Raw genomic sequence first — 25,822 nt, 5'->3', positions numbered from 1 at the left:
TCATTAATTTTAAAAGCACTTCGACCGTGCTCCGTGTGACATTTTTACAGCACCATATTTTCAATAGGACAAACCAGAATACCTTCTGCGCCATTGGCTTTTAATTCATCTATAATATTCCAAAAATCATTCTTATCTAAAACAGAGTGGACAGAACTCCAACCTTCACGAGCCAAAGGTAAAATAGAAGGACTATTCATACCTGGAAGAATTTTTATAATATCATCTAATTTATCATTTGGTGCATTGAGCAAAACATATTTACTTTCTCTTCCTTTTAAAACAGATTTTAATCGAAATTGAAGTTTATCAATCAATGCTTGGTTTTCTTCTGAAATCTTAGGTGATGTTGCCAAAACAGCTTCAGATTTTAAAAGCACTTCGACTTCTTTTAAGCCGTTTTTAAAAAGTGTACTTCCACTAGAAACGATATCACAAATGGCATCTGCAAGTCCAATATTTGGTGCTATCTCTACAGAACCATTAATGATGTGTAAATTAGCATTAACACCGTCTTTTTCTAAAAACTGATTCACTGTATTTGGATACGATGTCGCAATACGTTTACCATCTAATTCTTTTAAACTTTTAACCTTAGACGATTTAGGCACCGCAATAGAGACTTTACATTTTGAAAATCCTAGACGTTCAACAATCTTTAAATCGTTTCCTTTTTCTATTAAGACATTTTCGCCAATAATAGCGGCATCAACCACTCCATCTCTTAAGTATTGTGGGATATCTCCATTTCTAAGATAGAACACCTCAAGTGGAAAGTTACGTGCCGAAGCTTTAAGTTGGTCTTTGCCATTATCTACAGAAATACCTATTTCTTTTAGAATTTTCATAGAGTCTTCGTTTAGTCGACCCGATTTCTGAACTGCAATTTTTAATTTACTCATCGAAAAATTTATTTTTTGTTTCCGAATAATCGGAAATTTATTTTTGACACTTTTTTTGAGATCCCAACCTTCGTTGGTACTTTTTCCAATCATTTACAAAATGATTGGAAACAAAAAACCCATCTGATTTCTCAAACGGGTTTTAAAATATATTTTGAATTTATTCAATACAATTTCACCTCGCTTGAGCGATCATATGAAAATGATGATGTAATTGAATAAGAGTCATTGTTTTTATTTGATAGTGCAAATATTTCTAAATAAAATCACTAATCCTAATTAAATATTAATAAAATTAAATATTTAATGAAATTTTAATATTTGCCCTAAATATTATTGATTTCCTAAAATAATTGGCATTCCTGAATCTCCAGAACCTATAACCACAACTTTACTGTTTGGTGATTCTGATAATTTCACCGTAGCTTCAATACCTTTATCTTGTAAGATTTTATCTGTTAACGAAGCACTTAAAATACGGTTAGCATCAGCTTTACCTTGTGCTTCAATAATTACTTTTTCGGCCTCTTTCTGTGCGGTTACTAATCTAAATTCGTATTCTAAAGACTCTTGCTCTTGCTTCAGTTTACGCTCAATTGCTTGCTTTATAGTAGGTGGTAACGTCACATCTCTAATTAAAATATCATTTAATTGAATAAACTGTGGCTCAACAAGCTTTTTAGTTTCTTCGTAAATTTCTTCTTGAATGGCATCTCTTTTACTTGAGTATAATTGCTCTGGCGTATAACGACCTACAACACTTCTTGCTGCACTTCTTATAGCAGGCTGAAGCACTCTACTAACATAGCTTTCTCCTTTCTCGTTATGCAATTTTCCTAAACTATTAAATTCTGGTTGAAATAATATAGAAGCATCTAGTTTTATATCTAATCCATTTGAAGACAATACAGACATTTTTTCTGGCATTTCTTGCTGGCGTGTTTCATAATCAATCACACGATTCCAAGGCGCTATAATATGAAAACCAGGACCTAATGGCGCTTTTTCAGAACTCACACCATCATTAAGGGTTTCATACAACACGCCTGCATGACCTGAGTCTATAGTGACAGCAGACTTAGCTAAAACGATTATTAATAATACTATTGCAATTAAAATTGGCAAGCCAACCTTTGGTAATTTTTCCATTATTTTAAATTTAAATTAATCCATTATATTTTCTAATAAACCACTCAATAAAAAGACTTAACGCAATTAAACCGAGCAAATATTTCCAATCGATCAAAGATACAATATTTTTAGTGCTTTTTTGAATGGTTTTGTAACGATTATCGCTAACTAAAGCATTTATGATATCTTTTGTTTGTGTCGAAAAATATGCAGCTCCATTACTATGAGCTGCTATAGATTTTAATTTTGAAATATCTGCATTTAAAAATTGCTGCTCTACATTATATTCCAGAATTCGAAAGCTTCCCGAGGCCGATACCGATTCTGTATTATGCTTAATTGTAAAGTCATATAAACCAGCATTTATACCACTTAAATCGACTGTGTAATTTCCATTAGTTAAAAGAAGAGGCACCTCTCTTACACTTTGGTTATCCTTATTTTTTAATTCAATTCGTAATGAAGCCGAATTGTCAAACTCAAAATTTTTATTGAAATATTGCGCTGAAATTATAACATCATCATTACCGTTATAGAACGATTTGTAATCGATATTAATTCGTGTTCTTTTTTTATTTGAACTTAGATACTGAACGAGTTTATTAATAAATTCATCAAAATTGCTAAAACTATTAGTGTTTAGAAATGATTGTGCTCTCCAGCGCCAAATATCTTCACCGTTTAAGATGGCATGCTTTGTAGCATCTACTTCAAATGTCGCTAACAATATATCTTCTGTTGTAATTCCGTTGACACTTTTATACAATAAGGTTTCGTGCGGAACCGAAATTTGAAGTGCCCCGAATTCAGATATTAAAGGTGGAAAACTATTAAAATCTAAATTTTCTACAATGAACGTTCCGTAATTTCTATTTAAACTAGGTTGAAAATTTTCGGTTTGATTAGTAATGGCTTGCTTAAAATAGGTCTGTGTCTGATTCAATAAACTCCAACTCGTAGTTGCGCCAGAAATGATGAATGTATTAATTTTTTGTGCTTTAATTTCTTTTAATAAGGACTTAAAGTTATTATTCGGCTGATACAGTATAATTAATTGAAAATCACTTACCTTATTCAAAACATCTTTAGGACTTAGTATTGAAACACTGCTTTGTTCATTACTTTCAATAGCCTTTTTAAGGGCTCCTAAATCTGGATGTAAACGATCATAAACTAAAGCTACATTTGTTTTCTGGTCGATAACTTCTACTCCAAAATTCTTAATGTTATTGACTTTGTTCTTTTCATTATCTAAAGCCACCAACTCTACACGATATGTTTTTACACCAACACTATTTGCCATTAAAGCTGTAGACACAATTTCAGATGACTTGGAAGCATTAAACTGAAGGTTTTTTCTAAAAACAACAGAATTACCAGACCAAATTTTTAGTTCTGTGTTTATCGCTTCAGTTCCACTGTAATTGGCAATAATTTCTACAGGAAACTTATTCTTTAAGTACACATAACGATTTACATTCAACTGTTTAATACTTAAATCTGAATGCACTGTAGAATCTCCAAGAATTATAGGATAAATTGGTTGTTTAACACCTTTTGCTATGTAACTGTAATCTGAACCGTAGGTTTGGTTACCATCACTCAACACTACAATTGGTGCTGTTTGGTTGGCATACACTTCACCAAACTGTTTTAAAGCCAATGCCATATTAGATTGGCGTTCATTAAAATTTAAACTATCTAAAGTGTTTACCGTTTTTCCAAACCTATACGTCTGAATATCAAAACGGTCTTTTAATGCTGAATTAGTATTTAAAGCATTGACCACTTCCCTAGCCTTTTCATCTTGGTTGAGATAGGAAACCGATTCCGAATTATCGACAGCAACCACTAAAGTTGGTTTTTCATCGAAATACGTAAAGGATTCAAACTTTGGGTTGATAAGCAATACTAGAATACCGAAAATAGAAATCGCTCTCAATGCTATAAGTACGTATTTGAGATTCGACTTTAATTTCGATTTATACAAATACTGAAACAGCGCTAATAAAAGCGCTGTAATTGCAGCAATTGTTATGTATATTATTGTTAAGTTATTCATTAAAATCTCACGAGTATCATAAGATTCCTGCCTTCGCAGGAATGATAGTTTAAGTCAACATACCACCATCTACATTAAGTGTTTGTCCTGTAACATAGGCACTTAAATCACTTGCTAAAAACACACAAGCGTTGGCAATATCTTCTGGTGAACCTCCTCTTTTTAATGGAATTCCTGCTCTCCAACCTTTTACGGTTTCTTCGTCTAGTTTTGCAGTCATTTCGGTTTCAATAAAACCTGGAGCGATAACGTTGCTTCTAATATTACGTGATCCTAATTCCAAGGCAACTGACTTTGAAAACCCTATGATTCCAGCTTTAGAGGCTGCATAATTTGTTTGGCCAGCATTACCTTTTACACCTACCACAGAACTCATGTTTATAATGGATCCTTTACGTTGTTTTAGCATAGTACGTTGAACTGCTTTGGTCATGTTAAAAACCGATTTAAGATTCACTTCAATAACTTTGTCAAAATCGTCTTCTCCCATTCGCATTAAGAGATTGTCTTTTGTGATTCCTGCGTTATTCACCAATATATCTATAGAACCAAACTCTGCTAACACGTCTTCTGCTAACTTTTGAGATTCATCAAAACTTGCAGCATTACTTTGGTAACCTTTTGCTTTTACTCCTTTAGAATTTAATTCTTTTTCTAATGCATTTGCAGCTTCTACTGAAGAGCTATATGTAAATGCAACATTTGCACCATGGTCAGCAAACACTTCTGCAATACCTTTTCCTATACCTCTACTTGCGCCTGTAATTATGGCTGTTTTTCCTTCTAAAAGTTTCATTATTAATTTATAATTAGTTAGTGTTACAATATAATATTAAAAAAGGTTTCAAGAAATTTACACATTGAGACCTAATTCAAAGATAGCAATTACAAATTGTGCGACATAAAAAAACCTCACAAGATTTTGTAAGGTTTTTTTATGTTTATGCTGAATGAGATTCAGCATCAATTTTTATGCATAGGTTATTGATTAGCCTAAAACTTCAGCTACTTTCTTTCCTATTTCAGCAGGAGAATCCACAACATGAATTCCGCATGCTTTCATTATTTTCTTTTTTGCTTGTGCAGTATCATCACTTCCGCCTACAATAGCACCAGCGTGTCCCATTGTACGACCAGCAGGAGCAGTTTCACCAGCAATAAAACCAATAACTGGTTTTTTACTTCCACTATCTTTGTACCAATGTGCAGCATCAGCTTCTAATTGACCTCCAATTTCACCGATCATTACCACAGCTTCAGTTTCTGGATCGTTAATTAATAACTCTACCGCCTCTTTTGTTGTTGTTCCAATAATTGGATCTCCACCAATACCAATAGCAGTTGTGATTCCCAAACCTTGTTTTACAACTTGGTCTGCAGCCTCATACGTTAATGTACCCGATTTAGAAACGATACCAACATTTCCTTTTTTGAATACAAAACCTGGCATAATACCAACTTTAGCTTCACCAGGAGTAATAACACCAGGACAGTTAGGACCAATTAAACGACATTCTTTACCTTTGATATAGTCTGACGCTTTAATCATATCTGCAACAGGAATTCCTTCTGTAATTGTAATAATTACTTTAATACCTGCATCTGCAGCTTCCATAATAGCATCAGCAGCAAAAGCTGGTGGTACAAAAATAATTGTAGTATCTGCAGCTACTTTTTCAACAGCTTCTGATACGGTATTAAAAACAGGTTTGTCTAAGTGTGTTTGACCACCTTTTCCTGGAGTTACACCACCTACGACATTTGTACCATATTCAATCATTTGTTCAGCATGAAAAGTACCTTCACTACCTGTAAAACCTTGAACTATAATATTAGAATTCTTATTAACTAAAACGCTCATTTGATATTGTTGATTTTAAGTTTTATGTATTTCGTTCTGCAAAAATAAGAGATTTTAAATGCAAAACCGACCTCTTTTATATTTTTATTTCTTTATAGGATTCTATGCTTTTTTAATCAGATTCATCAGCTTGATGACTCCTCTCAAAACCACGATTTAATTTACCATCTCTAACTTCCCAAATTGTTGAGAAATGTGCTAGAATGAGAAGCAACCAAACTAGAATCAATAGCTATATCTGAATCGTAAAATCGCTTAATCACCTCTATAGCTGACATTATATATTTTTTAATTTTTGAAGAATTTCAGGAATTTTTTTCACATAAGCAAGGTCCTTAAAAGATACTCTTGCTTCTTGTGCCGGAGTACCAAAATATGTTTTACCTTCTTCTGTTGAATTATTTAATCCTGCTTGCGCATAGATTACTGTTCCTTTTGATATTTTAATACCACTCTTTATGCCTACTTGTCCCCAAATAGTAACATTATCCTCAACGACAACACAACCAGCAATTCCTGTTTGAGATGCGATTAAACACTTTTTACCTATGATGGTATCATGCCCAATTTGAATCTGATTATCTAATTTTGAGCCTTCTCCAATAGTTGTATCTCCTGTAACACCTCTATCTATTGTACACAGTGCACCAATATCTACGTTGTTTTCGATAATAACACGACCACCAGATTTTAACTGATCGTAACCTTCTGGTCTATTTTTATAATAGAATGCACTTGCACCTAAAACTGCTCCTGCATGAATCGTAACGTTATCGCCAATTATAGCATCGTCATAAATACTCACGTTAGCATGAATAGTACAGTTTTTACCAATGTTTACATTATTTCCAATAAAACAGTTGGGTTGAATAATCGTTCCTTCTCCAATTACAGCATCAGTAGCGATAGCACTATTTGAAGCTTTAAAAGGCTTAAAGTGAGCCGTAATCTTATTAAAATCTCGAAACGGATCATCTGATATTAAAAGTGCTTTGCCTTCTGGACACGGAACATCTTTATTTATTAAAACAATAGTTGCTGCAGATTCTAATGCTGTATCATAATATTTAGGATGATCTACAAATACAACATCGCCAGGTTCTACGACATGAATTTCATTTATGCCTAAAACTTCAAAATCTTCTGAACCTCTAAATTCACAATCAATTAAAGTTGCAATTTGTTTTAAAGTATGTGGTTTTGGAAATTTCATCTCTCAGTTTACAATGCTCAGTTATTGTTTACAGCCTGCCTTATTAGGACTGTGATTACCAACTGAGATTATTCTTTAATTCGTTCTTTGTACGTTCCTTTTTCTGTTTCAACTTTAATCTTATCACCTTCATTGATAAATAAAGGTACATTAACTTCTGCACCAGATTCAACAGTTGCTGGTTTGGTTGCATTTGTTGCTGTATTTCCCTTAACGCCAGGTTCTGTAGCTGTCACTTCTAAGATAACAGAAGCTGGTAAATCTACAGACAACGGCATATTATCTTCGGTATTAATTTGAATTGTAACGACTTCCCCTTCTTTCATTAAATCTGTTCTATCGATCGCAGATTCTAATAATCGGATTTGTGTATAATCAGATTCATTCATAAAGTGGTAAAATTCACCATCATTATATAAATACTGAAATTTATGTGTTTCTACACGTACATCTTCGATTTTATGACCTGCAGAGAACGTATTATCTAAAACCTTACCTGTAGTCACACTTTTCATTTTAGTTCTTACAAAAGCTGGTCCTTTTCCTGGTTTTACGTGTAAAAATTCGACAATTTTATAAATATCATTGTTATATCTGATGCATAATCCGTTTCTAATATCTGAAGTACTTGCCATAATTTTAATTTATTGTTTTTATTAAATTGTTTGTTGTTGCGTTGTTTTCCTAATCCTATTTGCTTAATCAGAAAACCTTTTATTCTTCTTTAGTCTATAAAATACTAAGAATTAATTCGATTTAAAATAACCTTTCATTATTCCACGATGCGAATTTTTAATGAATTGAAGAATTTCATCACGTTCTGGAGTGGCTTCCATTTCTGCTTCTATTAAATCTGCAGCCTGAGTGTTATTGTAATTCTTTTGGTATAATATTCTATATATATTCTGAATTTCTCTAATTTTTTCAGACGAATATCCTCGTCGTCTTAAACCTACAGAATTTATTCCTACATAAGATAATGGTTCACGAGCTGCTTTTACAAAAGGCGGAACATCTTTACGCACTAAAGATCCTCCGGTTACAAAAGCATGATTTCCTATAGAACAAAACTGGTGAACTGCTGTCATTCCGGCTAAAACCACATAATCGCCAACACTAATATGTCCTGCTAACGTGCTATTGTTTGAAAAGATACAGTTATTACCAACAATACAATCGTGTGCGATGTGGCAATATGCCATAATAAGACAATTGTCGCCAATTACAGTCTTCATTTTATCTGTGGTCCCTCTATTAATGGTTACGCACTCTCTAATTGTAACGTTATCACCAATTTCTACAGTTGTGTCTTCGTCGTTATATTTTAAATCTTGTGGTACTGCCGAAATAACAGCGCCAGGAAAGATGTTACAGTTTTTACCGATACGAGCACCTTCCATAATCGTTACATTACTTCCTATCCAGGTACCTTCTCCAATTTTCACATTATTATGAATGGTTGTAAAAGGTTCTATAACAACATTCTTTGCAATCTTTGCACCAGGATGCACATAAGCTAACGGTTGGTTCATTTTAATATATATTTTGTAGTTGACGTGTTTGCTGCTGATTTGCTCGACTTAACGACTAAACAGCTTAACAGTAATTCAACGTATTTTATTTAACTTTTGATATTTGTGCCATTAATTCGGCTTCTGCACACAATTTACCGTTAGTATAAGCATAACCTTGCATATGGCAAATACCTCTTCTAATCGGTGTAATTAACGAACACTTAAATATTAAGGTATCGCCAGGAACTACTTTTTGTTTGAACTTTACATTATCCATTTTCATAAAAAATGTCAAGTAATTCTCTGGATCTGGCACAGTGCTTAATACTAAAATACCACCTGTTTGCGCCATGGCTTCCACAATTAAAACACCTGGCATTACTGGTGCACCTGGAAAATGACCTTTAAAGAATTCCTCGTTCATGGTCACGTTTTTCATACCAATGACGTGATTGTCAGTTAACTCATAAACCTTATCTAACAGTAAGAAAGGTTGTCTGTGTGGCAACATATCCATAATTTGATTCACATCCATTAAAGGTTCTGAATTCAAATCGACTTGAGGAACGTTATTTCGTCTTTCGTTTTTAATTAATTTAGACATTTTTTTAGCAAACTGAGTGTTTACAAAATGTCCTGGTTTATTAGCTATAACTTTACCTCTAATACGAGTTCCGATTAAAGCTAAATCACCTAACACATCTAATAATTTGTGACGTGCAGCTTCATTTGGATGGTGTAATGTTAGGTTGTCTAAAATACCGTTTGGCTTAACCGCAATATTATCTTTATTAAACGCAATTCTCAATTTTTCCATGGTTTCTGTAGACAATTCTTTATCGACATACACAATGGCATTATTTAAATCACCTCCTTTAATTAAACCATGCTCTAATAGCATTTCAATCTCGTGTAAGAAACTAAATGTTCTGGCATCTGCAATTTCAGTTTTAAAATCTGACACCTTATTAAGAGTTGCGTTTTGAGTGCCTAAAACTTTAGTCCCAAAATCTACCATGGTTGTAATTTGATATGTATTTGCAGGCATTAGAATAATTTCGCTTCCAGACTCTTCATCTGTGTAAGACACAACTTGCGTAATTTCATACTCCTCACGAAACGCATTTTGCTCAACAACACCTGCTTTTTCTATAGCTTCTACAAAGAATTTAGACGACCCATCCATAATTGGTGGCTCAGAAGAATTGAGTTCTATAAGTGCGTTATCTATATCTAAACCAACTAAAGCAGCTAATACATGCTCACACGTTTGAATAGTGACTCCGTTTTTCTCTAAACAAGTACCACGTTGCGTACTTGTAACATAATTAGCGTCTGCCTCTATTTTTGGCGACCCTTCTAAATCTGTTCGTTGAAATACAAATCCAGTATTTTCCGCACCAGGTTTAAATACTAATTTTACATTTTCACCAGTATGAAGTCCCACACCTGTAAGTGTAACTTCTTTTTCAATGGTTTTTTGTTTCGTTTCCGTTTTAATTATGGCCATCTACTTTTTTTTCTAATTCGTTAATAGTTTTTGCGAGCTTAGGTAAATTTTTAAAATACACATAAGATTTATTCCAATCAGCATACCCAAAAGAAGGTGAGCCTTGTAAAACTTCATTATCTTTTACATTTCTCCCAATTCCGGATTGTGCTTGTACTTTTACATTGTTTCCAATAACTAAATGACCAGCAATACCAACTTGGCCTCCAATTTGGCAATGCTCTCCAATTTTTGTAGAACCGGCAACACCAGACTGCGCTGCAATCACAGTATTTTTACCAATTTCTACATTATGAGCAATTTGAATTTGATTATCTAGTTTTACACCATGTCTTAAAATGGTTGAGCCCATTGTTGCGCGATCTATAGTTGTACCTGCTCCAATATCTACTTCGTCTTCTAAAATGACATTTCCAATTTGTGGAATTTTAGAATAACCACCATCTTTATTAGGTGCAAATCCAAACCCATCGGCTCCAACAATAACACCAGAGTTTATAACACAGTTTTTACCAATTATACAATCTGAATAGACTTTTCCACCAGAAAAAATTACTGTATTATCGCCTAACTGAACATTATCGCCAATATAAACGTTTGGATAAATTTTTACATTATTACCAATTTCGACATTATTACCAATATATGCAAATGCGCCTATATAGATATTATCTCCAATCTTAGCCGATTCTGAAACAAAGCTAGGTTGCTCTACACCTAGTTTATTCATCTTAATTTGCTTATAATATTCTAACAATTTTGAAAATCCTTCATAAGCATCGTCAACTTTGATAAGTGTTGTCTCTATTGGTTTTTCTGGCGTAAAATCTTCGTTTACAATTGTTATAGATGCTTTAGTTGAATATATATAAGGTGTATACTTTGAATTGGATAAGAATGTTAACGTTCCTTGTGTACCTTCTTCTATTTTTGAAAGTTTAGTAACTTCAATATTTGGGTCACCAACTACTGTTCCTTCTAGAATGTCTGCTATTTGTTCTGCTGTAAATTTCATGTGTTTATCTATTGTTCTTCAACGGTAACACTTCGACTGTGCTTAACACAGACATGAAACATTCCAAATAACCATCCTTTTTATATTTTTTATAGAGATGTTTCAACAAATTGATTTTAAAGTCTCGATTACGTTTCGCAAAAATAGAAAAAAAGGATTACATTTTCTTTTTAGGATAGCACATATAATATTTAGTTATAGGTTTACTTAGTGCTTTAAGGTTTAATTGATCTGATGCTTTAACGATATCTTTAATTTTTCCAGACTTAAATAAAACGTTGATCTTTTGATGTTTATTCTGATAGGCTTGATTAATTAACTCACCTTGAAACACAAAATAATCAGCTTCATGTTGAGAGATATTATATTTTTTAATTAATGCTTTTGAATGTGTGATTAGTTCAGAAGACTTAATAGGTTTATTCTTTAGCTTCACCTTTAATAAGTTTCTTTCAAGAATCATTTGACATAGATTTCGCAATACAAAATCATCGTGATTTTGCCAATCTTTTAAAGCTGCGACAATATCATAATCATCTAATTTTGAAAAAACGGCTAAAGTTTCAATATTAAAATTATCGGCATTTATTTCAGAAAACAAAAAGTAAAACAAAGCATCGCTACAATTTAGCTTTACACCTTGTTGCACTAATTCTTTGGCCCTTTTTAAAGTTCCAACTAACAACTGTTCTGCAACAACCCCCGTTTTATGCATATAAACTTGCCAATACATAAAACGTCTTGCTATTAAAAATTTCTCTACGCTTAAAATACCTTTTTCTTCAACCACTAACTGGTCGTCAACAACATTAAGCATAGTAATTAGTCGCTCACTATTTATATTTCCTTCAGCAACTCCTGTATAAAAGCTATCGCGTTTTAAATAATCGGCTCTATCCATGTCTAATTGGCTAGAAATAAGCTCGCACATAAATTGACGCGGATATTCTTTCTTAAAAATAGAAATGGCTAACGTTAAACTTCCGTTAAACTCTATATTGAGTTCTTCCATAAATCGCAGCGAAATTTCCTCGTGAGAAACGTTATTTACAATACTGTGCTCCATGGCATGTGAAAAAGGACCATGGCCAATATCGTGTAAAAGTATTGCGATTAACAAGCCATTTTCTTCCTTATCAGATATTGCAACCCCCTTAAAACGAAGTACATTGATAGATTTTTGCATTAAATGCATACATCCTAATGCATGATGAAAACGAGTATGATGTGCGCCTGGATAAACCAAATACGACAATCCCATTTGACTAATACGTCGTAATCTTTGAAAGTACTTGTGTTGGATTATATCGAAAATTAACGAATTTGGAATCGTAATAAATCCGTAAATTGGATCGTTAAATATTTTAAGCTTATTTTTTGTAGGCAAAATTATAGAATTCAAAAATTAATAAACAAATATACCATAACATGATAAATATTCTCTGGGTTGACGATGAAATCGATTTACTAAAACCGCATATTATGTTTTTAGAGCAAAAAGGATATCAGGTAACAAAATGCCAAAGTGGTACTGAAGCTTTAGAAATTATTACAGATACTAATTTCGATATCGTCTTTTTAGATGAAAATATGCCAGGATTAACTGGATTAGAAACTTTGAACGAAATTAAGGAACGTCGTGCTAATTTACCCATTGTAATGATTACCAAAAGTGAAGAGGAATATATAATGGAAGAAGCCATTGGTAATAAAATTGCTGATTATTTAATAAAACCTGTAAATCCAAATCAGATTTTATTGAGCTTAAAAAAGAATTTAGATCATTCGCGGTTGGTATCTGAAAAAACAACATCTAATTATCAGCAAGAGTTCAGGAAAATTGCAATGGATTTATCTATGGTAAACTCTTATGAGGAATGGGTAGAATTATATCAGAAATTAATTTATTGGGAATTACAACTTGAAGGTATTGAAGATGTTGGAATGACTGATATTTTAGAGTCGCAAAAAACAGAAGCCAATATGCAGTTCGGTAAATTTATTGAGAAAAATTACGAGGATTGGTTTCAACCTAAAACCGATGCTCCTGTTATGTCTCATACCTTATTTAAGGACAAAGTAGTACCAGAGCTAAGCGACAAACAGCCCACAGTTTTAGTGGTTATAGATAATTTACGATATGATCAATGGAAAGCTTTTGAGCCAATAGTTAATAATTACTATAAGAAAGCGTCTGAATTGGCATTTTACAGTATTCTACCAACGGCAACACAATATGCACGTAATGCTATCTTCTCTGGATTAATGCCTGCTGATATGGAAAGTTTATTTCCGCAATACTGGAAAAACGATACAGATGAAGGTGGTAAAAATATGCACGAAGGTGATTTTTTAAAGGAACAGCTAAAACGATTAGGCTTAGGACACATTACACACGAATACCATAAAATCACCAATCTTAAGGCTGGAAAAAAATTAGTCGAAAACTTTAAGTCCTTAAAAAACAATGACCTTAATGTTATTGTATATAATTTCGTTGATATGCTATCGCACTCAAAAACCGAAATGGAAGTGGTTAAAGAGTTAGCATCTAATGATAAAGCGTACCGTTCACTAACTGTGAGTTGGTTTAAGAATTCGCCTTTATTAGAAATGATTCAACTGTCGCAACAACTAGGCTTTAAACTTATATTAACGACAGATCATGGTACTATAAACGTTAAAGCACCAACAAAAGTGATTGGCGATAGAGATACAAGTTTAAATCTGCGTTACAAAACAGGTCGTAGTTTAACATATGAAAACAAAGATGTATTAGCCGTTAAGAATCCGAAATCTATTCATTTACCATCGTTAACAATGAGTAGCTCTTTTATTTTTGCAAAAGGTGATTTGTTTTTAGCCTATCCAAATAATTTTAATCATTATGTAAGCTATTACAGAAACACCTATCAACATGGAGGTGTTTCGTTAGAAGAAATGATTATTCCGTTTGTAGTGATGGATCCTAAATAACTGATCTTTATTAACACATTGGAAACAATAAATGATGCAGGATTTAATTTTGCATCATTTTTTTATAAACCAAATGTAACAAGCAAAACACTATTGACTTCTTATTGAGACTATTGTCAATAAAATCCTTTAAACGCACAAAAACCCGACGAAATGCACATTTTCTTAGGTTATCTCAAATAATATTCCTACTATTGTAACCTAAATCTGTTTATTTTATAAATTGAAAACAATTGAAATTACATACCATTTAGATGATATAGACACTGTTGCGGCTCAGGTTTTAGAGCATTTAAACACCAAAATAGTGCTATTTAATGGACAAATGGGAGCTGGAAAAACAACATTTATAAGTGCTCTTTTAAAAGCAATGCAAAGTAACGATGTTGCTACCAGTCCAACATTTTCAATTGTGAATGAATATAGTCTACCTAATGATAAAGTCTATCATTTTGACTTTTATAGGGTGGAATCTATTGATGAAGCTTATAATTTTGGAATAGAAGATTATTTAAACAGTAAACATTGGTTATTTATGGAGTGGGCAGAACGTATTGAAGAACTTTTACCCACTAATTCACAAACCATCACTATTACTGACTTACGAGACAATAAGAGATCCCTCAAACTAACTATAAACACAAACAATTTAACCGAAAATTCAGCTATGATATTACAGTAGTTTTAAATAAAACTATATTATTTTTCCTACAAGATTGGACTAGTGTTACGGAAAAACCGTAATTACAATTTCATATTTTTTGGATTTTAACAGTTTCTGATTTGTAAGGGTTTAGCTATGCCCCTACATTTGAAGTAATTAATTAATTAAATCCCTTTAAATTATGAAAACAAAAAAAAATTTAGTCCTTGCAATCGCAATCTTCGGTGGAGTTTTATTTACTGTACAAGCAACTAATCTAATTGACTTAGATGGACAGACAACAACAGAAATTGAAAAGAAGAAAAGAAAGCTTATCAAATGGGGATAGTAGTAAACTAAGTAGAAGTGTCGTTGTAGGAACATTTATTGCTACAATTATAGCCTCTACTCCTCTTTTATATTCTTTACATGAAAGTGTTCCGACTGATGCAGTTTGGGACACTTTCTTGTTTACCTATAAGAGTGGAGTTTGGGAAGATGCTCAATATGCTATGTGGGTTTATACGAGTAAAATTATTCCCCTTATATTAATGATTATTTGGTTTTTTACGTGCCGCCATTGGTGGTATCATGCCATATTAGTACCTATTGTCATGTTTGCATTTCAAGCGGTTATAAGCTGGAATGGTGAAGCTGGAAATATTGATGAAGGCACATTTGTAGTGTTACTTCCTGTTTTAGTAATTGTAGTTCCTTCAATATATCTTATCAGAGCTAAAATGTTTAACAAGATTAACAATGCAAACAAAACCTTAGAAGAACTCGAAGAAGAATTTATGATTAAACCAAAAGGTGTTTGGGGAAAAATTAAACAGTATTTTTAGAGTTAGAATTCATTTTCAAAAAATATTCGTAATTTAAGTTGTTTTATTACTGCCCTTTGTTTTGCGTATTTCGTTATATTGCAAAGACAATACTAAAGCATTCGACTTAATGAGTATATCACCATTTACCAAAGCCCAGTTATTACCACAAGAAGAAACCTTAGAAATTCTTAAACAAAAAGGGGAGCTTTTCATTGGCATTCCTAAAGAAGCGCATTTTCAAGAACGCCGTGTTTGTTTAACTCCAGACGCCGTTTCAGCATTAACAGCTAATGGACATCGCGTACTATTTGAGTCCGGTGCTGGTGAAGGTGCAAATTTTAAAGACAAAAATTATAGTGAAGCTGGTGCGGAAGTTACCAAAGACACTTCAAAAGTGTACTCCTGCCCTATTATTCTAAAAGTTGAACCACCTTCATTAGATGAAATAAAGCTTATTAATCCGCAGACCATCTTAATCTCTGCACTTCAAATAAAAACTCAAGATAAATCTTATTTTGAAGCATTAGCAAAAAAGCGAATTACAGCCTTAGCTTTCGAATATATTAAAGATGATGATGGTCAATATCCAGCTGTAAGCTCTTTAAGTGAAATTGCAGGTACTGCTTCTATATTAATTGCTTCAGAGCTGCTTTCTAATGTAAATGGTGGTAATGGCTTAATGATGGGTAATATCAATGGTGTTCCGCCAACTGAAGTAATTATATTAGGTGCAGGTACTGTTGGTGAATTTGCCGCGCGTTCTGCAATTGGCTTAGGCGCAAATGTAAAAGTGTTCGATAGTTCAATTACCAAACTACGACGACTTCAAAATAATTTGGGACGTACTATTTACACCTCAACCATGCAACCCAAAAATCTTATAAAAGCTTTAAAACGGTGCGATGTTGCCATTGGTGCTGTAAGAGGAACTAATCGTGCTCCAGTAATTGTAACAGAAAGTATGGTTTCTAACATGAAAACAGGTTCTGTTATTATTGATGTTAGTATAGATATGGGAGGCTGCTTTGAAACAAGCGAAGTTACCACACACGACCGACCAACTTTTGAATACAATGGGGTTGTACATTATTGTGTTCCTAATATTCCTGCACGATATTCTAGAACGGCATCCGTATCTATTAGCAATATTTTTACACCATACTTATTAGAAATCGGTGAATATGGTGGCTTAGAAAATGCGCTTCGTTTTGATCGCGGTTTAAAAAATGGTTTGTATTTTTACCACGGCATTTTAACTAACAAATCCGTTGCAGAATGGTTTGGGTTAGAATATAGTGACGCCAACTTATTAATTTTTTAATCTGCTTATAATTAACCAATTACCGTCTATCAGAAAGTTTTCTCTTCTATGAAATTTATACATCGTTTTGCCTATTATTTAGGTGGTTTTGCCCTTGGATTAATACTTCTTATGTTTTTTTTAAACGGTAAAGATGCTTCATGTGATTATGGGCCAAATGCCAGAACAGTTAAAAATATTAGTTCTAAACCGTTTCAATATTCTGATAATGCTGCCATTTTTATAACAGAGCAATCATTAGATTCTACCGTGGTTAAAAACCTCGTCAAATATGGAGATGTAGATTTTTCTGAGAGTAAAACGAAAATAGATTCTTGTAAAATTTATCGCATTGAGAATAGCTATAAGGAACGAAATTTAGAATTAAAAGTCAAAAACTGTGATGAGTTAGCGACAATCCTCGATATTAATTATACAAACAACTAATAAGCTGAAATTGTTTCATGATTTATTTAGAGGTTACAATCTAAATATTAATATTTGAAGCACCATTTAATTAAAACACCTATCATATGAAAATATTAGTCACTGGAGCAGCAGGTTTTATAGGATTTTACACTTCAAAAGTTCTAATATCTAAAGGTCATCAAGTCGTTGGACTAGACAATATAAATGACTATTATGATATTAACTTAAAATATGATAGACTTTATGAATTAGGAATAGACAAAACGGAAGCCAGTGAGTTTAACACGATTTGTAAAAGTAAATCTGGCGATTTCAAGTTTATAAGAATGAATCTTGAAGATCGAGAGGAATTGCCAAAGCTATTTAAAAATGAAAAATTTGATATCGTATGTAATCTTGCTGCACAAGCTGGAGTCCGCTATAGTATTGAAAACCCTGAAACCTATGTAGATTCTAATGTGGTTGGATTTTTAAACATTCTAGAATGTTGTAGAAATAACGCCATTAAACATCTCGTATATGCTAGTAGTTCTAGTGTTTATGGAATGAATAAAAAAATTCCGTTTTCAACTGATGACAATGTAGACAACCCAATTAGTTTATATGCTGCCACTAAAAAGAGCAATGAACTTATGGCACACACCTATAGTCATTTATTCAAAGTGCCAACCACTGGCTTAAGATTCTTTACCGTTTATGGTCCTTGGGGAAGACCAGATATGGCCATGTTTTTATTTACAGATGCCATAGTAAATGATAGACCTATTAAAGTGTTTAATCATGGGAATATGGAACGTGACTTTACCTATATTGATGATATTGTAGAAGGTGTCGTTAGAATTATAGAAAAATCATCCGCAAAACGAGTAGAGACTAAGGACTTTTACAAAATTTATAATATTGGAAACAATAACTCAGTGAAGTTATTAGATTTTATAAAAGAAATAGAGCTTAACTTAGGTAAAAATGCCACAAAAGACATGATGGAAATGCAACCAGGCGATGTAGAGCGCACGTGGGCAGATGTAGATGAATTGATTAAAGATTACGATTACAAACCAAATACATCAATAAAAGTTGGTGTAAAATCTTTCGTAGATTGGTTTAAAGACTATTACAATTAATAGCTTAAATTAAAAAAAAACACCTTTTTGAAAGTATGAATAGGATTCTTATCGTTGAAAAGGTGTCGTTTATATAAAATATTTACTGAATTAAATTAAAAACGTCAATTTCACACACATATTAGAAAATTTGACTCAAATCATTACAAATAATAAAATATGAAAATTACAAAAATTTGCTGTATTGGAGCTGGTTATGTTGGTGGACCAACGATGGCTGTAATAGCAAAAAAGAATCCAAACATTGAAGTTACAATTGTTGACATTAATGAAGAGCGTATTGCCGCCTGGAATGATAAAGATGTATCCAAACTACCAATTTATGAACCAGGTTTAGCCGAAATTGTAGAAGAAACAAGAGGAAAAAACCTATTTTTCTCTACAGCAATTGATGAGGCTATTGCAGCAGCTGAAATGATTTTTATCTCAGTAAATACTCCAACTAAAACCTATGGCAAAGGTAAAGGTATGGCTGCAGATTTAAAGTATGTAGAATTATGTGCTAGGAATATAGCTGAAGTAGCAAAAACCGACAAAATAGTTGTTGAAAAATCTACCTTACCTGTACGAACAGCCCAAGCAATAAAGAGTATTTTACACAATACAGGAAATGGTGTCAACTTCAGTATACTATCCAATCCAGAGTTTTTAGCAGAAGGAACTGCAATCCAAGATTTGTTAAATCCTGATCGTGTATTAATTGGAGGAGAATCTGAAGACGCGATTGAAAGTTTAGCGAATATATATGGAAGTTGGGTACCTCAAGACAGAATATTAAGAACCAACGTTTGGTCTTCAGAACTATCTAAGCTCACAGCTAATGCATTTTTGGCGCAACGTATATCTTCAATTAATGCTATTTCGGAGTTATGTGAGCATACGGAAGCAAATGTTAATGAAGTAGCGAAAGCTATTGGTATGGATTCTAGAATTGGACCAAAATTTTTAAACGCATCAATAGGATTTGGAGGTTCTTGTTTTCAGAAAGACATCTTAAATCTTGTTTATATTGCTAGAAGTTATGGTCTAAACGCGGTTGCCGATTATTGGGAACAAGTCATTTTATTAAACGATCATCAAAAACGACGCTTTTCTGATAATTTAATAAGCACATTATACAATACTGTTTCTGGTAAAAAGATAGCAATGTTAGGTTGGGCTTTCAAAAAAGACACAAACGATACTAGAGAATCAGCCGCTATTTATGTTGCTGATCACTTGTTGAACGAACAAGCAAATATAGCTGTTTACGACCCTAAAGTAACTAGTAAAAAAGTACAAGCAGACCTTAACTACCTTAACACAAGAACTGCGGAAGAAAATAACACCTTAGTAAAATCATATAATGATCCCTACGAAACATCAAAAGATGCTCATGCGATTGCTATTATGACCGAATGGGATGAGTTTAAGACCTACGATTGGCAAAAAATATATGACAACATGAAAAAGCCAGCATTCATTTTTGATGGTAGAAACATATTAGATAAAACTGAAATGGAAAGTATTGGATTTGAGTATTCTTCAATAGGGAAATAATCTCATTTAAAATGATTTATGAAAAAAGCACTAACCTTTTATGAGATTAGTGCTTTTTCATTTTATATAAATTCACTTTAATCTATAATTAATTTTTTCGTAATCACTTTATCTTTATCAATGAGTTTAACGAAATATACACCTGATTGAAATGAATTTACACTTATTTGAGTCGTTGTCGTATAACTTAAGTTTTCATTAGTAATTTTAGAGTGCTTAACTAACTTTCCAGTCACATCATAGATGTTTATATCTGAAACATTTAATGCCCCAGTTATTTTTACATTTACTAAATCTGAAGCTGGATTAGGATAAATATCAAACGACAACTCTGTGTCATCCTCTATTGGACCATTTGAATCTATAGCACAGTTTAGGTCTACCTCTACTCTAACTGTTGCTTCATCAAAATCTAAGGCATTGAAGGCGGTAACGGTATATTCCGTTGTCTCAGTAGGAGACACCTCAATTGTTTCTGTAGTTTCACCAGTACTCCAAACATAGTCATCTCCACCACTGGCAGTTAAGGTTGTTACATCATTTACACAGATCATAACATCTTCACCAGCATCTGCTACAACTGGTTGTAAAACATTTACAGTGACTTGCTTATCATCATAACATTCCCCAATAAATCCTTTCACTTCATACGTCGTAGTTGAAGACGGACTTACAGCAACGTTAGGTTGTGTTGCACCATTACTCCATTCGTATCTATTTGCACCAGAAGCAGATAACGTAACAAAGTCACCATTCAAGATTTCAACACTATCACCATTTGCAATCACAACTTCTGGACTAGGATCCACATAAACCATTACCTCATCTGAATCTGATTGCTCTCCTAGAGAGACCGTAACCGAATAAGTTGTTGTAGACAATGGACTAACGGAAATACTTTGTGTAGTTTCTCCTGTACTCCATAAATAACTATCACCTTGATTTGCAGTTAAAATAACTTCATAGCTTTCATTATCACACACACGCTCGTCATTTCCTGCTCTTGCCTGAAATAGCGCTTCTACAGTAACAGTTACTTCTACGAGTTCACTACTACATGAGTTTGTTATTCCTATGACATTATAAGTAGTAGTTTGTGTCGGACTTACAGTAATAGAACTTGAAGTATCTCCAGTACTCCATAAGTACGTTTCTGCTCCATTTACTGATAAACTTGTGCTTTCACCTTCAACTATAGTGATATCCTCACTAACAGAGATACTTGGTAAGGCATTTACAGTAACAGTTACACTATCGGAATCCGAATTTCCAAAATCATCATATACTGTAACAGTGTATGTTGTAGTTTCCGAAGGATTAACAGTTATCGACGCTGTAGTTTCACCTGTACTCCATTCATAATTAGAACCACCAGAGGCGTTTAGTGTCACAGTTTCACCAATACAGATAGACACGTCATTACCCGCATTTGCATCAACTTCAGCAACAACATTTACAGTCACTTCTTCTATTGCCTCGCATCCATTAACTGAGAAACCAGCAACATTATATGTTGTTGTTTCTAATGGTGAAACAGTTATGGTACTTGACGTTTCACCTGTACTCCATTGGTAGCTTTCAGCTCCACTTACAGAGAGATTTGTGCTTTCGCCTTCAAGAATTGTAATATCGTCAGTTATAGTTAAACTAGGCAATTGATCAACTGTAACAGTTACACTGTCAGAATCCGAATTTCCAAAATCATCAAATACTGTTACGGTATATGTTGTTGTTTCAGTTGGATTATCACTAATTGATGCACTTGCTTCTCCTGTGCTCCATTCATAATTTTGTCCACCAGTAGCATTTAAAATTACAGTTTCACCAATACATATAGACACATCGTTACCAGCATTTGCATTTACCTCTGGCAATACAGTAACTGTAATTTCTTCAGTAATTTGACAACCACTTGCTAAAAAACCAGTCACCGAATAAGTAGTTGTTTCACTAGGACTAACTTCTATTGAGCTTGAAGTTTCACCATTACTCCATAAATAAGTATCGGCACCTGAAACTTCAATCGTAGTGGCACTACCTACTACAATAACAATTTCTTCGCTAACCGTTAAATCTGGTTTAGGTGATACAAAAACAGTAACCTCATCGATATCTGAACATGAATTCGTAAATACCTCAACACTATATGTTGTGTCTTCTTCAGGATTTACAGAAATAGATTGTGTTGTAGCACCTGTACTCCATAAATATGAATCACCTCCTTCTGCAGTTAAAGTAACCGATTCACCCTCACACGTTGTCACATCCTCTCCTGCGTTTGCAATTGGGACAGGGTTAACTGTAATTGTAACTTCATCTGTATCTGTATTTCCAAAATCATCAGTAACAGTAACCGTATATGTTGTGCTTTCTGTAGGTGTAAATGTTGGTGATGCACCTGTATCTCCAGTGTTCCATGTGTACGTTATTCCACCTGAGGCACTTAAAGTAATACTTTCTCCTAAACAAATTGATGTATCTTCTCCTGCATTAGCATTTAATTCTTCGATAACATTAACAATAACTTCAGCAGTATTTTGACATCCATTTTCAGAAACCCCAGTTACGGTATATGTAGTTGTTACTTCTGGACTTACACTTATTTCAGAAGTTGTCTCACCAGTATTCCAAAAATATGTATTTCCGCCTGAAGCTGTAAGTGTAGCAGTGTTTCCTACCATAATGAAAACCTCATTATTAATTGTAATAGTGGGTATTTCATTTACAAAAACAGTAACTTCGTCTGTATCTGTATAACCATAATCATCTTCAACGGTAACAGTATATGTTGTAGTTTCAGTTGGATTTACAGTTAATTCTGATTCTAAATCACCTGTATTCCATGTGTAATTAGACCCACCTAAAGCAGTTAACGTAACAGACTCACCACTACAAATGGTGACATCTTCACCTGCATTAGCTACAACTTCTGGAATTACTGTAACTGTAACTTCCGCGTTGCTTGAACAACCATTTGGTCCAATTGAGCTCACCGTATAATTTGTTGTAACAATTGGATTTACTGTAATAGATTCGGATGTTTCTCCAGTACTCCATTCATACGTATCACTACCACTAACATTAAGCGTTGCAGATGCGCCTTCAACAATTACAGTATCTTCAGAAATTACAAGTTGCGGAGCTGTATTTACAAAAACTATAATGTCGTCAACACTTGAACAATTAGAATTACTCACTTCAACACTATAGCTCGTTTCTTCTGTAGGACTCACCTCTATAGAAGCAGTAGTTTCACCTGTGCTCCATAAGTAAGAGTTTCCACCTGTAGCTGTTAATGTTGCTGTATCACCTTCACAAATAGATTGATCTTCTCCGGCATTTGCAATTGGAATAGGATTTACAATAACTGTAACACTAACCTCTTCTGACTGCTCAAAATCATCAGAGACTGTAACTGTATAAGACGTTGTTTCTTCTGGTGTAACTTCGATACTCTCGTTAGTTTCACCTGTACTCCAAACATAACTTGTCCCACCACTAGCTGTTAGTGTGATGCTTTCCCCTTCGCAAATCTGTTGGTCATCACCTGCGCTCGGATTGAGCGCCTCAGGAAAAACCGTTATTTCGGAGGTATCTGTAAAGCCACCATCTTCTGTTGTAAAAGATATAGTGACCTCACCTATAGAGACAGGTGTTACAAGACCATTAGCATCTACTGTGGCAATATCTTCATCACTAGAGGTCCATGTTCCGTTTTGATTTGTTGCATTTGACGGTGTAAATGTTGCTGTTAGCTGAAGTGTGTTTGTTATTTGTAATTCTGCAGGGTTTGGAGTTACTGCTACGCTTTCTACGCCAATTGCGGCAACAGTATCATCAGCATCTACTTGGTTTAGGTATTCTTCCAACCAAGTGTAGCCGCTTGGCGCTATGTCGTTGTGTGAAGCTCCTTCTGGCATAAATAAATCATAGAATTCTTCTGGGATATGTTCGCTTTTTTCTGGGTTGTAGAAATTGTCTGGTCTTGTGTTGATTGGTGTTGTACTTATACTGGCAACAAAATTATTAAAACGTGGTGTATAATAATGACTTCTATTTTCTGCTGTAGATGAAGTCGTGTAATCTTCATAAGCTTCTTCACCTTGAGCTAAGACTGCTAAATATTCATCATCGATAAAATCCCAATCTCTAATCACACTACCGTCTCCATTGAGTGAAGCATTTGCACCTAAATTTGGGTTAGTTCTTACTTCCGTATTAATTTCATCAGCTGTCTTTATAGGTAATGAAGCCCCTAACAATGAATGTTGAGAATCAGTAAAAACATAATCTGGAGCCAAGTCTCTTTGGTTGCCTAGATCAAATTCTCCCCAAAGCAATTTATTATCATCAGTTATACCATGAATACCTTTACTTACAATATTACCACTAGTATAGACTTCATAGTCATAAGGTGTATTTTCGTATGCATCTGGACTATTTCCACTATTTAATTGATTTATTGGCCTAGCATTACCCCAATAATTTGGACCTATGGAAGTAATGCTACCAGCCGAATAATAGTTATTAATATGATTATATCTATTATCTCCATTTATAAAAGACATTCTAAACCTCCAGTTATGAATAAAATTATTAATATTATCAACTCTACCATTAGCTCCCGAGTTAGGCACTCTATGAGACGTATTATACCATAAATTATTATATGCCGCTAAATTTCCACTGTATTCATGTTGTTGACTGTCTCCAAATAAATTACCAACTTTTGACTCCGCAAAAATATTTCTTTGCAATGTAATATTTTCAGTTAAATTCCCCCTTACACTAAAAGAAGCATTATTCGCCCAAGAAAAAGAACAGTGATCTATTATTATATTACGACCTGTACCAAAATTACTATAAATTCCCATTCCATCCCCTCCTAATTGGGGTCTTACTTTAAAATACCTCATTATAAAATCATCTGACTCACCTCGTATATCTATAGAATAAACAGCATTATTTTGACCTATTCCTCCATCCGTAGTTAAAGTAATTCCTCCAGCTGGAGCAGTTTGTCCGGCAATTGTCAAATCATTGTATGGTTCGATAAGTGACTGCTCTAAGACTATTATACCCGATACGTCAAACACAATAGTAGCTGGCCTAGGTTGCTCTAACGCCCATCTATAAGTTCCTTCGGAACCATCATCATTTAATTTAGTAACATGATAAACATTACCACCCCTACCACCTTTTGAATACGCGCCAGGACCATAGGCTGTAGGAAAAGCTTTTAACGGTACCTCATCAAGAACAGGAATGGAAATAATTCCTTTATCAATCCCAATATCGTTAGAAATAGTATAATTAACATTTGGAGTTATTGTGATTATCAATAAACTGTTGTCTAAGAAATTAGCACTATCTAATATTATCGGAATTTCTACATAAGATTTACCACTTGGTATTATCGCACTACCTGATTCCAAATTTACGTAATCAGCAGCTGAACCACTTACAGTATAATAAACCTCTAAATCTGTATTAAAGGCTCCATCAGCTTCAAACGCCCTCCGAATTTCATAGGTTGTTCCTATGTCATCATTTAGGGCTACAAAATCTTTACTTGTAGAGGTATAAATCTTACATTGTTGAGTGTAGGAATATAGGGATACACTTGTTAATAGGGCAAATAGAAGATTCTTCATTTATTTGGGGCTTAATTAGGGGACTAATCTGTTTAAATTTTCGAACAGATAGCAATCTATAAAAAAACACAACGAACAAAAGACAAAAAGCCTTTAAATTCGATATAACGCATTTTTTTGTA

General features: G+C 33.6%; 20 protein-coding genes. 8 read left to right on the top strand and 12 right to left on the bottom strand.

Annotated features, from left to right (window positions below; genetic code table 11):
- Positions 1-44: 44 nt before the first annotated feature.
- From hisG to K1X16_RS11720, 11 genes are all read right to left on the bottom strand, one after another.
- A complete protein-coding gene (gene hisG / locus K1X16_RS11770) occupies positions 45-902 on the bottom strand; it encodes an ATP phosphoribosyltransferase (RefSeq protein WP_195870809.1) in 858 nt (285 codons plus the stop codon).
- Positions 903-1,235: 333 nt separating this feature from the next.
- On the bottom strand, positions 1,236-2,051 hold the full coding sequence (locus tag K1X16_RS11765) for a prohibitin family protein (protein ID WP_225036358.1): 816 nt from the start codon (positions 2,049-2,051) through the stop codon (positions 1,236-1,238).
- Between the two features lie 10 nt (positions 2,052-2,061).
- Entirely contained in the window at positions 2,062-4,095 is a 2,034-nt protein-coding gene (locus K1X16_RS11760) for a VWA domain-containing protein (protein ID WP_225036355.1), read from the bottom strand.
- Between the two features lie 49 nt (positions 4,096-4,144).
- Positions 4,145-4,891, bottom strand: a complete 747-nt coding sequence (gene fabG / locus K1X16_RS11755) for a 3-oxoacyl-[acyl-carrier-protein] reductase (RefSeq protein WP_195870812.1) — start codon at positions 4,889-4,891, stop codon at positions 4,145-4,147.
- 192 nt (positions 4,892-5,083) lie between these two features.
- Positions 5,084-5,956, bottom strand: coding sequence for a succinate--CoA ligase subunit alpha (sucD, locus tag K1X16_RS11750; RefSeq protein WP_195870813.1), 873 nt, complete (start codon positions 5,954-5,956; stop codon positions 5,084-5,086).
- A 277-nt stretch (positions 5,957-6,233) separates the two neighbouring features.
- Positions 6,234-7,169 carry a UDP-3-O-(3-hydroxymyristoyl)glucosamine N-acyltransferase gene (locus K1X16_RS11745; protein ID WP_195870814.1) on the bottom strand — a complete coding sequence of 312 codons (936 nt, stop codon included), beginning with the start codon at positions 7,167-7,169 and terminating at the stop codon, positions 6,234-6,236.
- A gap of 68 nt (positions 7,170-7,237) precedes the next feature.
- Positions 7,238-7,804: an elongation factor P gene (efp, locus tag K1X16_RS11740; RefSeq protein ID WP_225036354.1), complete on the bottom strand. Its 567-nt coding sequence runs from the start codon at positions 7,802-7,804 to the stop codon at positions 7,238-7,240.
- Between the two features lie 111 nt (positions 7,805-7,915).
- Entirely contained in the window at positions 7,916-8,701 is a 786-nt protein-coding gene (lpxA, locus tag K1X16_RS11735; protein ID WP_195870816.1) for an acyl-ACP--UDP-N-acetylglucosamine O-acyltransferase, read from the bottom strand.
- 85 nt (positions 8,702-8,786) lie between these two features.
- The gene (locus tag K1X16_RS11730) at positions 8,787-10,193 is read right to left on the bottom strand and encodes a bifunctional UDP-3-O-[3-hydroxymyristoyl] N-acetylglucosamine deacetylase/3-hydroxyacyl-ACP dehydratase (protein ID WP_225036353.1); all 1,407 of its coding nucleotides are present in this window, start codon (positions 10,191-10,193) and stop codon (positions 8,787-8,789) included.
- The gene (gene lpxD / locus K1X16_RS11725; protein WP_195870818.1) at positions 10,180-11,208 is read right to left on the bottom strand and encodes a UDP-3-O-(3-hydroxymyristoyl)glucosamine N-acyltransferase; all 1,029 of its coding nucleotides are present in this window, start codon (positions 11,206-11,208) and stop codon (positions 10,180-10,182) included. The genes K1X16_RS11730 and lpxD overlap by 14 nt, the downstream gene beginning before the upstream one ends.
- Before the next feature lie 157 nt (positions 11,209-11,365).
- On the bottom strand, positions 11,366-12,595 hold the full coding sequence (locus K1X16_RS11720) for an HD domain-containing protein (RefSeq protein ID WP_195870819.1): 1,230 nt from the start codon (positions 12,593-12,595) through the stop codon (positions 11,366-11,368).
- 41 nt (positions 12,596-12,636) lie between these two features.
- Here K1X16_RS11720 and K1X16_RS11715 point away from each other — a divergent pair, with 41 nt between their 5' ends.
- The 8 genes from K1X16_RS11715 (at position 12,637) to K1X16_RS11680 (ending at position 20,046) form a co-directional block, all read left to right on the top strand.
- Positions 12,637-14,184: a bifunctional response regulator/alkaline phosphatase family protein gene (locus K1X16_RS11715; RefSeq protein ID WP_225036352.1), complete on the top strand. Its 1,548-nt coding sequence runs from the start codon at positions 12,637-12,639 to the stop codon at positions 14,182-14,184.
- A 223-nt stretch (positions 14,185-14,407) separates the two neighbouring features.
- Positions 14,408-14,866: a tRNA (adenosine(37)-N6)-threonylcarbamoyltransferase complex ATPase subunit type 1 TsaE gene (gene tsaE / locus K1X16_RS11710; protein ID WP_195870821.1), complete on the top strand. Its 459-nt coding sequence runs from the start codon at positions 14,408-14,410 to the stop codon at positions 14,864-14,866.
- 163 nt (positions 14,867-15,029) lie between these two features.
- The gene (locus K1X16_RS11705) at positions 15,030-15,176 is read left to right on the top strand and encodes a hypothetical protein (protein ID WP_195870822.1); all 147 of its coding nucleotides are present in this window, start codon (positions 15,030-15,032) and stop codon (positions 15,174-15,176) included.
- Positions 15,139-15,672 carry a hypothetical protein gene (locus tag K1X16_RS11700; protein ID WP_195870823.1) on the top strand — a complete coding sequence of 178 codons (534 nt, stop codon included), beginning with the start codon at positions 15,139-15,141 and terminating at the stop codon, positions 15,670-15,672. The genes K1X16_RS11705 and K1X16_RS11700 overlap by 38 nt, the downstream gene beginning before the upstream one ends.
- Positions 15,673-15,781: 109 nt before the next feature.
- The gene (locus tag K1X16_RS11695; RefSeq protein WP_195870824.1) at positions 15,782-16,975 is read left to right on the top strand and encodes an alanine dehydrogenase; all 1,194 of its coding nucleotides are present in this window, start codon (positions 15,782-15,784) and stop codon (positions 16,973-16,975) included.
- Positions 16,976-17,023: 48 nt separating this feature from the next.
- Positions 17,024-17,401 (top strand): hypothetical protein, encoded by a 378-nt coding sequence (locus K1X16_RS11690; protein WP_195870825.1) that lies wholly within the window; start codon positions 17,024-17,026, stop codon positions 17,399-17,401.
- Positions 17,402-17,487: 86 nt separating this feature from the next.
- On the top strand, positions 17,488-18,507 hold the full coding sequence (locus K1X16_RS11685; RefSeq protein WP_225036351.1) for an NAD-dependent epimerase: 1,020 nt from the start codon (positions 17,488-17,490) through the stop codon (positions 18,505-18,507).
- Positions 18,508-18,666: 159 nt separating this feature from the next.
- Complete coding sequence (locus K1X16_RS11680) at positions 18,667-20,046, top strand: nucleotide sugar dehydrogenase (RefSeq protein WP_195870827.1); 1,380 nt, start codon at positions 18,667-18,669, stop codon at positions 20,044-20,046.
- 77 nt (positions 20,047-20,123) lie between these two features.
- On the opposite strand, the gene K1X16_RS11675 is transcribed toward K1X16_RS11680, so the two are convergent.
- Complete coding sequence (locus K1X16_RS11675) at positions 20,124-25,700, bottom strand: Ig-like domain-containing protein (protein ID WP_225036350.1); 5,577 nt, start codon at positions 25,698-25,700, stop codon at positions 20,124-20,126.
- Positions 25,701-25,822 lie beyond the last annotated feature (122 nt).

The organism is Winogradskyella sp. SM1960 (genome assembly GCF_020179375.1).
GTDB lineage: Bacteria > Bacteroidota > Bacteroidia > Flavobacteriales > Flavobacteriaceae > Winogradskyella > Winogradskyella marina.
This window is presented reverse-complemented; position numbering and strand designations above follow the sequence as displayed.

Bases quoted from the DNA above. Each gene is read 5' to 3' on its own strand.
- hisG (WP_195870809.1), bottom strand. From the start codon at position 902: ATGAGTAAATTAAAAATTGCAGTTCAGAAATCGGGTCGACTAAACGAA.
- K1X16_RS11765 (WP_225036358.1), bottom strand. From the start codon at position 2,051: ATGGAAAAATTACCAAAGGTTGGCTTGCCAATTTTAATTGCAATAGTA.
- K1X16_RS11760 (WP_225036355.1), bottom strand. From the start codon at position 4,095: ATGAATAACTTAACAATAATATACATAACAATTGCTGCAATTACAGCG.
- fabG (WP_195870812.1), bottom strand. From the start codon at position 4,891: ATGAAACTTTTAGAAGGAAAAACAGCCATAATTACAGGCGCAAGTAGA.
- sucD (WP_195870813.1), bottom strand. From the start codon at position 5,956: ATGAGCGTTTTAGTTAATAAGAATTCTAATATTATAGTTCAAGGTTTT.
- K1X16_RS11745 (WP_195870814.1), bottom strand. From the start codon at position 7,169: ATGAAATTTCCAAAACCACATACTTTAAAACAAATTGCAACTTTAATT.
- efp (WP_225036354.1), bottom strand. From the start codon at position 7,804: ATGGCAAGTACTTCAGATATTAGAAACGGATTATGCATCAGATATAAC.
- lpxA (WP_195870816.1), bottom strand. From the start codon at position 8,701: ATGAACCAACCGTTAGCTTATGTGCATCCTGGTGCAAAGATTGCAAAG.
- K1X16_RS11730 (WP_225036353.1), bottom strand. From the start codon at position 10,193: ATGGCCATAATTAAAACGGAAACGAAACAAAAAACCATTGAAAAAGAA.
- lpxD (WP_195870818.1), bottom strand. From the start codon at position 11,208: ATGAAATTTACAGCAGAACAAATAGCAGACATTCTAGAAGGAACAGTA.
- K1X16_RS11715 (WP_225036352.1), top strand. From the start codon at position 12,637: ATGATAAATATTCTCTGGGTTGACGATGAAATCGATTTACTAAAACCG.
- K1X16_RS11705 (WP_195870822.1), top strand. From the start codon at position 15,030: ATGAAAACAAAAAAAAATTTAGTCCTTGCAATCGCAATCTTCGGTGGA.
- K1X16_RS11695 (WP_195870824.1), top strand. From the start codon at position 15,782: ATGAGTATATCACCATTTACCAAAGCCCAGTTATTACCACAAGAAGAA.
- K1X16_RS11690 (WP_195870825.1), top strand. From the start codon at position 17,024: ATGAAATTTATACATCGTTTTGCCTATTATTTAGGTGGTTTTGCCCTT.
- K1X16_RS11685 (WP_225036351.1), top strand. From the start codon at position 17,488: ATGAAAATATTAGTCACTGGAGCAGCAGGTTTTATAGGATTTTACACT.
- K1X16_RS11680 (WP_195870827.1), top strand. From the start codon at position 18,667: ATGAAAATTACAAAAATTTGCTGTATTGGAGCTGGTTATGTTGGTGGA.
- K1X16_RS11675 (WP_225036350.1), bottom strand. From the start codon at position 25,700: ATGAAGAATCTTCTATTTGCCCTATTAACAAGTGTATCCCTATATTCC.